We start from the raw sequence: 13940 nt of genomic DNA, 5'->3' as shown, positions 1-13940 counted from the left end.
AGATGATGATGAGCACTCCTGACCTCCTGGCCGAGCAACGGCCTATCCCCACTACCAGGGAATTGTTCCTGGGCTTTCTCGGCCTGGGCATGACTGCCTTCGGCGGCGCGCTGCCGCTGGCACACCGCATGATCGTCGAACGCCGAAAATGGCTGACCGATCCTGAATTCGTCGAGCTGCTGGGGCTGTGCCAGTTCCTGCCCGGGGGCAACATCATCAACCTGTCGGTGGCGCTGGGCATGAAGTTCCGGGGCTGGAAGGGGGCCGTGGCGGGCATCACCGGTTTGATCGCCGTGCCCTCCATGGTGGTGATCCTGCTGGGGATGATCTACCAGCATTTCCAGCATGATCCCAACGTCAAGCATCTGTTCGCCGGGCTGGCAGCGGCGGCGGCGGGCCTGCTGATTCAAATGGCCGTGAAGATCGTGCTGCCGCTGCGCAAGAACCTGGTGCTGGCGGCCGTGGCGGTGATCTGCTTCATTGCCATCGCCTTCCTGCGCATTCCCTTGCTGTGGGTGATGCTGGTGATGACACCCATCAGCGTGGTCCTCACCGCACGTTACGGTGATCGCTTTGCCGCCAAGCCGCAGCCTGTGCCGGCACAGCGTGAGGGCAAGCAGGAGGGCGCGCAATGAGCCAGACCCTGATCGCATTGGCCATCATCTTCACGCAGTTGTCGGTGCTGGCCTTCGGTGGCGGCAATACCATCCTGCCGGAGATGCAGCGCCAGGTAGTGGAAGTGCATCACTGGATGAGCGCCGAGGATTTCAGTGCGCTGTTCGCCCTGGGGCAGGCGGCACCCGGTCCCAACCTGATGGTGGTCACGCTGGTGGGCTGGCATGTGGCCGGCTTCTGGGGGATGCTGGTGACCAGCCTGGCCAAGTTCGGGCCGTCCTCCCTCATCACCATCATCATGTTGCACGTCTGGGAGAGGTTCAAGGACAAGCCCTGGCGGCGGCACGTTCAGGCCGGGCTGCTGCCGGTTACGGGCGGGCTGGTCGCGGCGTCGGCGCTGTTGATCACGCAGGCGTCGATCACCCACGGCTTCCTGGCGGCGATCACGGCGGCCACGGCCATCATCGCGCTCAAGACCAAGATCCATCCGCTGTGGTTGTTGTTTGGCGGGGCTTTGGCGGGCTTCTTTTATCTCGGCACGTTCTGACGGCACGTCTGCCGGCGTGAAAACAAAACAGCCGATGCCCTCGCAGGCATCGGCTGTTTTTTTACGTGCAGCGCAGAGGTTTACTGCTTGACGCAATCCACGAAGTAATCGCGGCGGCCGTTGACTTCACGCTTGACCAGGCCATGCACGTCGGTTTCGAAGCCCGGGAATTTCTCGTTGAAATCACGCGCAAACTTCAGGTAATCGACGATGGTCTTGTTGAAGATCTCGCCCGGGATCAGCAGGGGGATGCCCGGCGGATAGGGAGTCAGCAGGATCGAGGTGACGCGGCCTTCGAGTTCGTCCAGGGGGACGCGCTCGATCTCGCGGTGCGCCATCTTGGAGAAGGCGTCCGAAGGCTTCATGGCCGGCTGCATGTCCGAGAGATACATCTCGGTGGTCAGGCGGGCCACGTCGTAGGCGCGGTAGGTCTCGTGGATCTGCTGGCACAGGTCGCGCAGGCCCAGGCGCTCGTAGCGCGGATTGCGCTGCGCGAACTCGGGCAGGATGCGCCAGATCGGCTGGTTCTTGTCGTAGTCGTCCTTGAACTGCTGCAGCGCCGTCACCAGGGTGTTCCAGCGGCCCTTGGTGATGCCGATGGTGAACATGATGAAGAAGGAATACAGGCCGCACTTCTCCACGATCACGCCGTGCTCGGCCAGGTACTTGGTCACGATGGAGGCCGGGATGCCGTTCTCGCCGAACTGGCCGTTCAGGGCCAGGCCGGGGGTGACGATGGTGGCCTTGATCGGGTCCAGCATGTTGAAGCCCGGTGCCAGGTTGCCGAAACCGTGCCAGTCGTCCTCGGCCTTGATGACCCAGTCTTCGCGCTCGCCGATGCCGTCGGCGGCGAAGCTGTTGGGGCCCCAGACCTGGAACCACCATTCATCGCCGAATTCCTGGTCGATCTTCTTCATGGCGCGGCGGAAGTCCAGCGCTTCCAGGATGCTTTCTTCCACCAGCGCCGTGCCGCCCGGCGCTTCCATCATGGCGGCTGCGACGTCGCAGGAGGCGATGATCGAGTATTGCGGCGAGGTCGAGGTGTGCATCAGGAAGGCTTCGTTGAAGGCATCTTCATCGAGCTTCACGGTTTCCGACTCGCGCACCAGGATCTGCGAGGCCTGCGACAGGCCGGCCAGCAGCTTGTGGGTCGACTGGGTCGAGAAGATCAGCGACTTCTTGGCGCGCGGACGGTCCTTGCCGATGGCGTGCATGTCCTTGTAGAAGTCGTGGAAGGTCGCGTGCGGCAGCCAGGCTTCGTCGAAGTGCAGGGTTTCGATCTCGCCGTCGAGCATGTCCTTCAAGGTCTCGACGTTGTAGACCACGCCGTCGTAGGTCGACTGGGTGATGGTCAGGATGCGCGGCTTCTTGTTCTTGGCTTCGCGGGCGAAGGGGTTGGCTTCGATCTTGCGCTGGATGCTTTCGAGGGTGAACTCTTCCAGCGGGATCGGTCCGATGATGCCCAGGTGGTTGCGGGTCGGCATCAGGAACACGGGAATCGCGCCGGTCATGATGATGGAGTGCAGGATGGACTTGTGGCAGTTGCGGTCCACCACGACGATGTCGCCGGGCGCCACCGTCGAGTGCCAGACCATCTTGTTGGAGGTCGAGGTACCGTTGGTGACGAAGTAGCAGTGGTCGGCATTGAAGATGCGCGCCGCATTGCGTTCCGAGTTGGCCACCGGGCCGGTGTGGTCCAGCAGCTGGCCCAGTTCTTCCACGGCATTGCAGACGTCGGCGCGCAGCATGCGTTCGCCGAAGAACTGGTGGAACATCTGGCCCACGGGCGACTTCAGGAACGCCACGCCGCCGGAGTGGCCGGGGCAGTGCCAGGAATAGGAACCATCCTGGGCGTAATCGACCAGGGCGCGGAAAAACGGCGGGGCCAGGCCGTCCAGGTAGGACTTGGCTTCGCGGATGATGTGGCGCGCCACGAACTCCGGCGTATCTTCGAACATGTGAATGAAACCGTGCAGTTCGCGCAGCACATCGTTGGGAATGTGGCGCGAGGTGCGGGTTTCACCGTAGAGGTAGATGGGGATGTCGGCGTTCTTGTGACGAATTTCGCTGACAAACGCACGCAGGGCCTTGAGGGCGTGGTCGGTTTCTTCGTCAGAGCCGGCACCCATTTCTTCATCGTCGATGGACAGGATGAAGGCCGAGGCGCGCGACTGCTGCTGGGCGAACTGGGCCAGGTCGCCGTAGCTGGTCACGCCCAGCACTTCCATGCCTTCGGCTTCGATGGCGTCGGCCAGGGCGCGGATGCCCAGGCCCGAGGTGTTTTCGGAGCGGAAGTCTTCGTCGATGATGACGATGGGGAATCGGAATTTCATGGATTTCTCCAGGCTTTGCGCGCGTGGGACCGGGTAGGCGGGCGCGCGCAGGGGGTGAAAAGAAAAGCGCCTGGGCTGGCAGTGCTTGCGCGCCGGAAAAATGAAAGCGGGATTGTCGCAGATATGCGCGCAATGTGCGCGCCAACTGCGCTAAAGAGGTGCGCAGTTTAAGCAAAAAAGGGAAAAAACAACAGCCTCGCGCCGAGGTGGTTCAACGTCTTTCGTATGTCACAAAAGCGTAGTCCAATCCGGAAGTTTCGGCCCGGTGGTCCTCACGTGCCGTCTCCTGCCACAGCAGCGGGTCCAGGGCCGGGAAGAAGGCGTCGCAATCAAAAGCCTGGTTGATGCGGGTGATGATGAGCCGGTCCACCAGCGGCAGGGCTTCCGCGTAGATCTGCGCACCGCCGATGATGAAGGCCGGTGCACCCTGCGCCAGCGCGGCGGCGTCCTGCAGCGAGGCCGCCGTCTCCACGCCCGCGTGTTGCCATTCGGCATTGCGGGTGATGACGATGTTGCGCCGGTTGGGCAGCGGCCGGCCGATCGATTCAAAGGTCTTGCGGCCCATCAGGATGGCATGCCCCGAGGTGGTGCGCTTGAAATGGGCCAGGTCTTCCGGCAGATGCCAGGGCAGGGTGTTGCGAATGCCGATGCCGTTGTTGAGGTCGGTGGCGACGACGATGGTGAGGGAGCCGGAAGCTGTGGTCATGCGGGAATCTGGGTTCGGACGGAAGGCCTGCAGCCCGGCGCACGGCCGGATGCAAGGGCGACAGAAGCATAATGTTACAGCAGCCATGCTGCGGCACGGAACTTTATGCGCCGCCACCTGCCCTTATACGTGAACCGGCTGGCCGCTTGCGCGCGCCGGGGCCGGGTTTGCAGGCGAATGAAGTTTCATTCAGGAAATACTGTCCCTCAGGGCGATTCCCTCTGCAAGCATGCCATCTTCATATGAACTAGCGAACAATCCCCGCCACATTTGGGTAAACTAGCGCCTGCTTTCCGGTGCGGCGCTGCTTCCAGTGTCTGCCGGGGCAATCAACCAGAAAATTGCATGTCAGACAAAACAATAATGCTGCTTCACACCACCTCCTGGCCGCGCGAGGGACTCGTTTCCCGGCGCAGTGCCGCACGATCGACCTGGTGGCGTCGCCTCGCCGCTCCGGCGACCCTGGCGGGTCTGCTGGCGTTGGCCTTGCCGCAAGCTGCCCTGGCCTTTGATTTCAATACGGTGGCCGCCCGCGCCAAGGCGCTGGCCGGCAAGTCGTACAAGAAGCCCGCCGATGATCTGCCCAAGTCGCTCAAGGACCTGAGCTACGAGCAGGCCAGCCAGATCTACTTCCGCGATGACAAGTCGTACTGGCGCGCCCAGAAGCTGCCTTTCGAACTGTCCTTCATCCATCTGGGCGCGAGCTATACCGAGCCGGTCAAGATCAATGAAGTGGTCGGCGACGCCGTGCGCGAGATCCATTTCAATCCGGCGCTCTTCGATTACAGCGCCAACCGCAGCGTCGATCCGCGCACCCTGCGCAACATCGGCTTTGCCGGGTTCCGCATCCGCTTCCCGCTCAACTCGGCCAAGGTCAAGGATGACGTGCTGACCTTCCACGGTGCCAGCTACTTCCGCGCCATGGGCAAGGGGCAGAGCTATGGCCTCTCCGCGCGCGGGCTGGCCATCGATACCGCACTCTATTCGGGCGAGGAATTCCCGCGCTTCACCGAATTCTGGCTGGAGCGTCCCTCGGGCGATGCCAAGGAACTGGTGATCTATGCGCTGCTGGATTCACCGCGCGCTACCGGGGCCTATCGCTTCGTCCTCAAGCCCGGCGTGGATACCGCCATGGACGTCAAGGCCCAGCTCTACCTGCGCAGCAATGTCACCAAGCTGGGCATCGCCCCGCTGACCAGCATGTTCCTCTTCGGCGAGAACCAGCCGGGTCCCGCCGACGACTTCCGTCCGGAAGTGCATGACTCGGACGGCCTGTCGATGCAGTCGGGTACCGGCGAATGGCTGTGGCGTCCGCTGGTGAACCCCAAGCGCCTGCTGGTGACTTCGTTCTCCTTCGACAATCCGCAGGGCTTTGGCCTGATGCAGCGCGACCGCAATTTCTCGCACTACGAAGACCTGGACTACAACTACCAATCGCGCCCCAGCGCCTGGGTCGAGCCCAAGGGCAAGTGGGGTTCGGGCCGCGTGGAGCTGGTGCAGATTCCCACGCCCGACGAGACCAACGACAACATCGTGGCCTACTGGATTCCCAACACGCTGCCCAAGCCGGGCCAGCCGCTGAACGTGGAATACCGCCTGTCCTGGCAGAAGGACAACGAGAAGCGTCCGCCACTGGCCTTCGTCACGCAGACCCTGTTCGGCCACGGCTACCGTCCCAAGCAGGAAGGCAAGCAGGATGAGGTGCAACAGCTGGCGATCGACTTCGACGGCGGCAACCTCAAGAAGCTGCCCGCCAATGCGCGCGTGGAAGGCGTGGTCGAGGCTGATGCCAATGGCAAGCTGGCCAGCGTCACCACCCGCAAGAATGAAATGACCGGCGGCTGGCGCGTGGAAGTCAAGCTGCGCCGCCTGGAAGAAAACAAGCCCGTCGAGCTGCGCGGTTTCCTGCGCAATGCCAACGGCGGCACAACTTTGTCTGAAACGTGGAGCTACATATTACCCCCCAACTAAGGCAGACTTCGGCAGCCTCGCAGACGCTGGAGGATTACCTCGCGCGTCTGCCGCTGTCGCCTGAGCAACGCCAGGACCTGGCTGCGCGCGCGGGTGCAATCGGCTCCGGCGATCCGGTGGCCGACCTGCACCGCGTGCTGGCCGAGGCCTCCGGGCGCGATGCCAGCCTGGTACCGGCCGCGGCGCAAGCTTCGGTTGATGCGCGCCTGCGTCTCATGTATCCCGCCGCGCAACCGGCGGCCGTCCCTGCTGCGCAAGCGGCACAGGCGGTGCAGGGTGCGCCCGTTCCTCCCATTGGTGAAGAGCGCGGCCAGCCGCGCATTCCGGTCGGCCCGCCGATGCATCGCAAATCGATGGTGCCGCGCCCGTGGGGCGAACTCAATCCTTTCTCGCGCTGGGTGGAAGAGGAAAACCGCCGCCTGGAACGCCGTCCCAGCCGTTGGCGCCGCGCCCGCAAGGGCCGCGCCAAGGTGGCTGAAGCCGCACCGCCGGTGGATGACGAACCGCGCTACATCGAGGATCACCTGGACCAGTCCGAGGCCCCCGATCCCAAGGGGCACTGGCAGCATACGGGCAACATCCGCCGTATTACGCTGCTGGTGCTGATGGCGCTGCAGACCTCCATGGCCACCTATTTCATGAGCGACGTGCTGCCGTATCACGGCACCAAGCCGCTGGAGATGGTGGTGCTGTTCCTGTTCGGACTGCTGTTCCTGTGGGTCTCGGCCGGGTTCTGGACGGCCATGACCGGCTTCCTGCTCCTCATGCGCGGTGATGACAAGTACCTCATCTCGCACGAGAAGGCCGGCCATACCGAGATCGCGCCGGAGGCCCGCACGGCCATCGTCATGCCCATCTGCAACGAAGATGTGGCACGCGTCTTCGCCGGCCTGCGCGCGACTTACGAGTCGCTGGAACGCACCGGGCAGATCCAGCACTTCGATTTCTTCATCCTGAGCGACAGCGGCGAAGCCGACATCTGCGCCGCCGAAACTGCCGCATGGGACCGCCTCTGCCGCGAGACCGGCGGCTTCGGACGCATCTTCTATCGCCACCGCCGTCGTCGCGTCAAACGCAAGAGCGGCAACCTGGACGACTTCTGCCGCCGCTGGGGGGCCGATTATCGCTACATGGTGGTGCTCGACGCCGACAGCGTCATGACCGGCGAATGCCTCACCAAGCTGACCCGCCTGATGGAAGCCCATCCGGGCGCGGGCATCATCCAGACCGCACCGCGCGCAGCCGGACGCGATACGCTGTATGCGCGCATCCAGCAGTTCTCGACCCGCGTGTATGGCCCGCTGTTTACCGCGGGTCTGCATTACTGGCAGCTGGGCGAGTCGCACTTCTGGGGCCACAACGCCATCATCCGCCTGCAGCCCTTCATGAAGTACTGCGCGCTGGCACCGCTGCCGGGCAAGGGCAACCTGTCCGGTCCGATCATGTCGCACGACTTCGTGGAAGCCTCGCTGATGCGTCGCGCCGGCTGGTCGGTGTGGATCGCCTATGACCTGGACGGCAGCTACGAAGAAATGCCGCCCAACCTGCTCGATGAACTCAGTCGGGACCGCCGCTGGTGCCAGGGCAACCTGATGAACTTCCGCCTGTTCCTGGCGCGTGGCATGCACGCGGTGCATCGCGCGGTGTTCGTCACCGGTGTGATGGCTTACGTGTCGGCACCGCTGTGGGGGCTGTTCCTGATCCTCTCCACGGTGCTGCTGGCAGCGCATACGCTGATCGATCCGCAGTATTTCACGGCACCGCGCCAGCTCTTCCCGATCTGGCCGGAATGGCATCCGGAGAAGGCACTGGCGCTGGTCTCGGCCACCGCCACCATCCTGTTCCTCCCCAAGATCCTGGCCGTGCTGCTGTTTGCGGTGAAGGGCGCGCGCGGCTTCGGCGGTGCGCTGGCGCTGTTCGTGAGCATGGTGATCGAGCTGCTGTTCTCGATGGCGCTGGCGCCGGTGCGCATGCTGTTCCACACCCGCTTCGTGCTGGGGGCCTTCCTCGGCTGGAATGCCGGCTGGAAGTCGCCGCCGCGTGCCGACAATGAAACCGGCTGGGGCGAGGCGGTACGCCGCCATGGCTGGCACTCGGTGCTGGGCGTGGCATGGGGTGCGCTGGTGTACTGGCTCAATCCGTCCTTCATCTATTGGCTCATTCCGATTGCCGGTTCGCTGGCGGTGTCGGTGCCGGTATCGGTACTGTCCTCGCGTGTGACGTATGGCCGTGGCTTCCGCCGTGCGGGTCTGTTCAAGATCCCTGAGGAGACCACGCCACCGTTCGAGCTGCGCGAAACCGTGCGCCATCATGAAGAGACCCCGCCGCTGCCGGGCTTCGTCGAGGCCGTGGTCGATCCGTCCTTCAATGCGCTGGTCTGTGCCACGGCGCATGCGCATCCGCACGTGCCGCAACTGACGCAGCACCTGCGCGAGAAGCTGGTGCGCACCGCGCTCAAGGATGGGCCGGACGCGCTCAACGACAAGCAGAAAAACAGCATCCTGGAAGAACCGGGCCTGCTGTCGCAACTGCACCAGGCGGTCTGGAGCGGTGCTGCCGAGGTCCATCCGGACTGGCATGCCGCGCGCCAGCAAGCGGCACCTGCCGCCGCCGTCGCATCACCGGCACTGGCCGCCTGAGGGGGCGGACCACGACCGGAACAGGGGACGGCCGAAGACATTCGGCCGTCATCTTTTGCAGGGATCATCACGCTTTGTTGACCCTGACTTGATTCAACGTTTGCCGCCTGTGACATGACCGAGCCGCACGACCCACTCCCGCACGTAGTCCCGACCACCCATGCGCCTGCCCGGCAGAAAGCCTGGTGGAGTGTCGTCGCGTTGGTGCTGGTGCTGGGCGGCGGCTATGCGCTCTATGCGCGGCAGTCGCCGCCGCCTGCTCCGCCCAAGCCGATTCCGGTGAAGCTGGAAACGGTGGCCGTCGAACGTGCCGACCTGGAGCAGGTCGTCAACGCCACCGGCAATGTGGTGGCCCAGGATTATGTGGACGTCGGCTCCAAGGTGGCCGGCCAGATCTCGGACGTGGAAGTGGTGATCGGCGAGGCAGTCAAGGCCGGACGCCTGCTGGCCACCGTCGCGCCGGCCGTGCAGAACAGCCGCATCGAAAGCAACCGTGCCACGCTGGCACGACTGAAGGCCGAGCTGGCCGGACAGAATGCGCAGCTGGACTTTGCGCAACTGCAGTTCCAGCGCCAGACCCAGCTCAAGGCCGAGAACGCCACTCGCGAAGAATCCTACGAATCCAGCCGCATGAACATGTATGCGGCGGCTTCCCGCGTGGACGCCACCAACGCGCAGATCCAGCAGACCGAAGCGGCCATTCGTGAAGATGAGGCCGTGCAGAAGCAGACCCGCATCGAGGCCCCGGTCAGCGGCACCATCGTCACCCTCAACGCGCGCCCCGGCCAGATGGTCAGCGCCAACCAGGAAGTGCTGATGCGCATCGCCGATCTCTCTCGCATGACGGTGCAGGTGCCGGTATCGGAAGAGGACGTGACGCGCCTGCAAAAGGGCATGACCGCGTATTTCACCACCCCCGGCTATCCCGGCAAGCGCTGGAGCGGCAAGCTGCGCCAGATCATGCTGCTGCCCACCGATGACTCCGGTCGCCAGGGCAAGAAGGCGTATTACACCGTGCTCTTCGATGTGGCCAATCCCAGCCGCGAACTGATGAGCGGCATGAGTGCCGACGTGTATTTCGTGCTGGCGCGGGCGGAACACGTGCCGGCCATTCCGCGCTCGCTCGTGACCAAGCCCGGCATGGATGGCACCCAGACCGTCAAGGTGGTGCTGGCCGATGGCACGCTGGAAACACGCAAGATCAAGATCGGCATTCGCGATGGCGAACGCGCTCAGGTGCTGTCCGGTCTGAAGGAGGGCGAGCAGGTACTGCTGCCGGCCAATCCGCCGGCACCGGCGGGCGATGGCAACGCCGCCGCCAAGTAATCGCGGGACGGGCGCGAGGCTTGCTGTAAAGTAACGGCTTCGCCGGGTGACCCGGTCCTCTCTGTTTTCATCTGTCGATGTTCAAGCCCATGACACTGCGTAATACACCGCTGCTGACGTCTTCTCCATGGCCCCGCATGACGCGGGTGGCGATGGCGGCCGCGCTGGTGCTGGCCATCGGCGGCTGCGTCACGCGTGAGGTGCAGCCCGATCCCATCCTCGAAATGCAGGTGCCCGACAAATGGGGCGGCGGTGCTTCTGCCGACGTGGCGCACGCCGAGCAGTTGTGGCCCGATACCGACTGGTGGAAACAGTTTGGCAGTGGTGAATTGTCTTCCCTGGTGCAGGAAGGCCAGCGCAACAATTACGAAATCGCTGCCGCCTTCTCGCGCATCAAGCAGGCCGAGGCGCAAGCCCGCATCGCCGGTGCACCGCTGCTGCCCAATGTGAGCCTGAATGCCGGTGCCAACCGCGAGATGCCCATCTCCGGCGGCACGCCCACCAACAGCGCCAATGCCAGCCTGCAGGTCAGCTACGAAATCGATTTCTGGGGCAAGAACCGCGCGGGTGTCGAAGCCGCCGAAGCGACCTTGCGCGCCAATCGCTACGACCGGGAAACGGTCGCGTTGACGGTCACCAGCGGCATCGTTTCCACCTATCTGCAGGTGCTGTCGCTGCGTGACCGGCTGGAGATCGCACGCCAGAACGTCAACAATGCCGAGCGCGTGTTGCGTCTGGTGGAGGCGCAAAGCCGCGCCGGTTCGGCCTCGCCGCTGGACCTGGCGCGCCAGCGTTCGGCGCTGGCCAATCAGCGCCAGCTGATCCCCGATCTGCAACAGCAGGAGCAGGACGCGCAGACCGCGCTGGCCATCCTGCTGGGCCGTCCGCCGCAGAATTTCAAGGTCGAGGAAAAGGGTCTGGCGAAGATCCAGATGCCGCGTATTTCGGCGGGCCTGCCGTCGGAACTGCTGACGCGTCGACCCGACATTCGCCGTGCCGAAGCCAATCTGGCGGCGGCCAATGCCAATGTGGCCGTGGCGCGGGCTTCGCTCTTCCCCAGCATCTCGCTGACCGGTTCCACCGGGGCGCAGAGCAATGCCTTGCTGTCTCTCTTCAATGGTCCGAATCTGTTCGCCAATCTCGGTACCAGCCTGATCGCGCCGATCTTCGACGGCGGCAACCTGCGCAACCAGCAGGCGCTGGCCGAGGCGCAGAAGGAAGAACTGGTGCAGGTGTATCGCCAGCGCGTGATTACCTCGCTGTCGGAAGTGGAAAAGGCCCTGGGGGCCATTCGCAGTCTGGAAGAGCGTTATCGCCTGAAGGTCAATGAGGTGGACCAGGCGCGCTTCGCCTTCGAGCTGGCGGAGATCCGCTATCGCGCCGGGGCCGAGGATCTGCTGGTGGTGCTCGATACCCAGCGCACCTTGTCGGAAGCGCAGAACCAGCTGGGCCAGATCAAGCTGCAGCGCCTGCAGGCGACCGTCTCGCTCTACAAGGCCCTGGGTGGCGGCTGGCAGGACAAGCAGGTGCCGGCGGAGCCCGGTGCTGCCAGCACCGACACCGTCTCCTGAATCCAGGCGCGGGTCAGCCCTGCGCCTGCCACTCCTGCACCAGCAGGTGCACCAGTTCCCCGACCGTATAGCCATCCCGGATGAGCGCCGCGCCCTGGCCAGCCCAGTGGGCGCCGAACTCGTGCACCTCCCTGGCGGTGGCCATGGCGTGCAACTGCTTGCCGGCGTCGTAGGCGGCGGGGTACGCAGGGATGGGGGTTGCAGGCGATATGTCGATTTCTTCCATGAAGCGGTTGACGATGCCCCGTGCGCGGCGGCCGGAGATGGCGGCGGTCACGCGCGTGTGCCGGGCACGTGAACCCTTGAGCAGATTTCTGTAGGCGGCGTTGGCACCCGATTCACGCGTGAGCAGGAAGGCCGTGCCCAGTTGCACCGCCTGCGCGCCCAGCCGCAGGGCTGCCGCAATGCCGGCACCATCCATGATGCCGCCGGCGGCGATCACCGGCAGCCGGCACTGCGTGGCCAGCAGGCGTACCAGGGCGAAGGTGCCGATTTCCTCATCCTTGTGTTCATCAAAGATGCCGCGATGGCCGCCGGCTTCAATACCCTGCGCGACGATGGCATCCAGTCCGGCTGCCTCGATCTGGCGTGCTTCGTCCAGATTGGTGGCGGTGGCCATCAGGAAGACACCGGCGTTTTTCAGTGACTGGATGACGCCCGCGTCCGGTAATCCGAAGTGGAAACTGACCACGGCCGGGGGCAATTCCAGCACCAGTTGCTGCATCCCGGTATCGACGATGAAGCTCTGGTAGATCTCTTTCAAGGGCAGGCTGATGCTGCCGCCGAATTCGTCCAGATGGCCTTGCAGGTGCCTGACCCACGCGGCATCGCGGGCGGGATCCAGGACGGCCGGCTGGTGGCAGAAGAAATTGACGTTGAAGGGTTTGTCGGTGAGGGCATGCAATTGCGCCAGCGCCTCGCGCGCCTGCGCCACCGAAGAGGCCCCCAGCGCCAGCGAGCCCAGCGCACCGGCATTGGAGGCAGCCGCTGCCATGGTCACGGTGGAACTGCCCGCCATCGGGGCCTGGATGATGGGATGGGCCAGGCCCAGTCGTTGCAGCAGCGCGTTGGACATGCGAACTCCCGAAGCGCAGGCCGGCCTTCAACGGAGCCAGCTTGCCGAGGTGGATCAGACCGCCATGGGCGCGGTCAGCGGGGCGTGGTGCTGGTAGTTGACCAGCGAGAAGTCGGTCGGCTCGACCAGTTCCAGCCATTGCGGGGCGTACTCGCGGGTCCTGGCGAATTCCGGCACGCGCTCGGCGATGGCCAGTTGCGGCAGCGGATAGGGCTCGCGCGTCAACTGTTCCTTGACCATGTCGATATGGTTTTCGTAGATGTGCGCATCGCCCACGAAGTAGCTGAACCAGCGCGGCTTGTAGCCGGTCAGGCGTGCCACCAGGTGCAGCAGCGCCGCGCCTTCGGCCAGGTTGAAGGGCGTGCCCAGGCCGATGTCGTTGCTGCGCACGTACAGGCAGAGCGAGATCTCGCCGGTGCTCTGGTTGGGCAGGAACTGGTACAGCAGGTGGCAGGCGGGCAGGGCGATTTCGTCCAGCACCGCGCAGTTCCAGCCGTGGAACAGGATGCGGCGGCTGCCGGGATTCTTGACGATGGTATCCAGGCATTCGCGCAACTGGTCCACGGCCTTGTAGAGCAGGACTTTTTCCACACCGTTGTCCTGCAGCGAGGAGACGATGGCAAAGCCCTTGGCACGGGCCGCGTCGATCTGTGCGGTGTGCGCAGCGTCGATCAGCTTGTAGGCCGGCCATTCGCGCCACTGCACGCCATACACCGGGCCAAGGTCATCGGTGCCGGTGCGGAACGGATTGGCCAGCCAGTCGGCGTTTTCGTTGGCGTTCTGGTCCCAGACCTTGCAGCCCAGCGCGCGGAAATCGGCCGCGCTGCGCGCGGCGCGCAGGAAGCCGCACAGTTCGCCCACCACCGACTTGAAGGCCAGGCGCTTGGTGGTCACTGCCGGAAAACCCTTCTGCAGGTCGAAGCGCATCATGGCGCCGGGAATGCTCAGGGTACGGATGCCGGTGCGGTTGTCTTGCCAGGAGCCGTTGGTCAGCACGTCCTGGATGAGGTCTTGGTATTGTTTCATTGCAATGTTCGGGAGGCTGGCCGGGAGGCCAAAGGATGGGGGATTGTAGCCTATCGACGGCCCGAACATCTGTCGCCACAACAGCTTGTCATCGCAGCAATATGAAGAAAAACACCGGAGGCGGTCGCCCG

Annotated in this window: 10 protein-coding genes; 6 read left to right on the top strand and 4 right to left on the bottom strand. The window is 64.2% G+C overall.

Going from position 1 to position 13940, the window contains the following annotated elements:
- The first annotated feature begins 2 nt into the window (after nucleotides 1-2).
- Nucleotides 3-635 carry a chromate transporter gene (locus ACWFUC_RS23675; RefSeq protein ID WP_489625577.1) on the top strand — a complete coding sequence of 211 codons (633 nt, stop codon included), beginning with the start codon at nucleotides 3-5 and terminating at the stop codon, nucleotides 633-635.
- Entirely contained in the window at nucleotides 632-1162 is a 531-nt protein-coding gene (locus tag ACWFUC_RS23670; protein WP_088754808.1) for a chromate transporter, read from the top strand. The genes ACWFUC_RS23675 and ACWFUC_RS23670 overlap by 4 nt, the downstream gene beginning before the upstream one ends.
- Nucleotides 1163-1242: 80 nt before the next feature.
- Here ACWFUC_RS23670 and ACWFUC_RS23665 read toward each other — a convergent pair whose 3' ends face one another.
- Together ACWFUC_RS23665 and ACWFUC_RS23660 are read right to left on the bottom strand one after the other, a co-directional pair.
- A complete protein-coding gene (locus ACWFUC_RS23665; RefSeq protein WP_121045317.1) occupies nucleotides 1243-3495 on the bottom strand; it encodes an arginine/lysine/ornithine decarboxylase in 2253 nt (750 codons plus the stop codon).
- Nucleotides 3496-3706: 211 nt separating this feature from the next.
- Nucleotides 3707-4201, bottom strand: coding sequence for a dihydrofolate reductase (locus ACWFUC_RS23660; protein WP_489623523.1), 495 nt, complete (start codon nucleotides 4199-4201; stop codon nucleotides 3707-3709).
- Nucleotides 4202-4546: 345 nt separating this feature from the next.
- Between ACWFUC_RS23660 and ACWFUC_RS23655 the strand changes: the two genes are divergently transcribed.
- The 4 genes from ACWFUC_RS23655 to ACWFUC_RS23640 all read left to right on the top strand — a co-directional run bounded on the left by ACWFUC_RS23655 (nucleotide 4547) and on the right by ACWFUC_RS23640 (nucleotide 11708).
- Nucleotides 4547-6172 carry a glucan biosynthesis protein G gene (locus ACWFUC_RS23655; protein WP_489623522.1) on the top strand — a complete coding sequence of 542 codons (1626 nt, stop codon included), beginning with the start codon at nucleotides 4547-4549 and terminating at the stop codon, nucleotides 6170-6172.
- On the top strand, nucleotides 6145-8811 hold the full coding sequence (gene mdoH, locus ACWFUC_RS23650; protein ID WP_329802140.1) for a glucans biosynthesis glucosyltransferase MdoH: 2667 nt from the start codon (nucleotides 6145-6147) through the stop codon (nucleotides 8809-8811). The genes ACWFUC_RS23655 and mdoH overlap by 28 nt, the downstream gene beginning before the upstream one ends.
- Nucleotides 8812-8925: 114 nt before the next feature.
- Nucleotides 8926-10137: an efflux RND transporter periplasmic adaptor subunit gene (locus ACWFUC_RS23645; RefSeq protein ID WP_121045309.1), complete on the top strand. Its 1212-nt coding sequence runs from the start codon at nucleotides 8926-8928 to the stop codon at nucleotides 10135-10137.
- Between the two features lie 89 nt (nucleotides 10138-10226).
- Nucleotides 10227-11708, top strand: a complete 1482-nt coding sequence (locus ACWFUC_RS23640) for an efflux transporter outer membrane subunit (protein ID WP_034330232.1) — start codon at nucleotides 10227-10229, stop codon at nucleotides 11706-11708.
- Between the two features lie 13 nt (nucleotides 11709-11721).
- Here ACWFUC_RS23640 and ACWFUC_RS23635 read toward each other — a convergent pair whose 3' ends face one another.
- Both ACWFUC_RS23635 and ACWFUC_RS23630 read right to left on the bottom strand, forming a co-directional pair.
- Nucleotides 11722-12783: an NAD(P)H-dependent flavin oxidoreductase gene (locus ACWFUC_RS23635; protein WP_489623521.1), complete on the bottom strand. Its 1062-nt coding sequence runs from the start codon at nucleotides 12781-12783 to the stop codon at nucleotides 11722-11724.
- Between the two features lie 54 nt (nucleotides 12784-12837).
- The gene (locus ACWFUC_RS23630) at nucleotides 12838-13809 is read right to left on the bottom strand and encodes a thymidylate synthase (protein WP_489623520.1); all 972 of its coding nucleotides are present in this window, start codon (nucleotides 13807-13809) and stop codon (nucleotides 12838-12840) included.
- Between the last annotated feature and the right edge of the window lie 131 nt (nucleotides 13810-13940).

It is taken from the genome of Herbaspirillum sp. Her4 (genome assembly GCF_057961335.1).
The sequence above is the reverse complement of the archived record's forward strand: the minus strand, read 5'-3'. Positions and strand labels throughout refer to the sequence as shown.

Coding starts and splice junctions, on each gene's coding strand:
- ACWFUC_RS23675 (WP_489625577.1), top strand. CDS start 3: ATGATGATGAGCACTCCTGACCTCCTGGCCGAGCAACGGCCTATCCCC.
- ACWFUC_RS23670 (WP_088754808.1), top strand. CDS start 632: ATGAGCCAGACCCTGATCGCATTGGCCATCATCTTCACGCAGTTGTCG.
- ACWFUC_RS23665 (WP_121045317.1), bottom strand. CDS start 3,495: ATGAAATTCCGATTCCCCATCGTCATCATCGACGAAGACTTCCGCTCC.
- ACWFUC_RS23660 (WP_489623523.1), bottom strand. CDS start 4,201: ATGACCACAGCTTCCGGCTCCCTCACCATCGTCGTCGCCACCGACCTC.
- ACWFUC_RS23655 (WP_489623522.1), top strand. CDS start 4,547: ATGTCAGACAAAACAATAATGCTGCTTCACACCACCTCCTGGCCGCGC.
- ACWFUC_RS23645 (WP_121045309.1), top strand. CDS start 8,926: ATGACCGAGCCGCACGACCCACTCCCGCACGTAGTCCCGACCACCCAT.
- ACWFUC_RS23640 (WP_034330232.1), top strand. CDS start 10,227: ATGACACTGCGTAATACACCGCTGCTGACGTCTTCTCCATGGCCCCGC.
- ACWFUC_RS23635 (WP_489623521.1), bottom strand. CDS start 12,783: ATGTCCAACGCGCTGCTGCAACGACTGGGCCTGGCCCATCCCATCATC.
- ACWFUC_RS23630 (WP_489623520.1), bottom strand. CDS start 13,809: ATGAAACAATACCAAGACCTCATCCAGGACGTGCTGACCAACGGCTCC.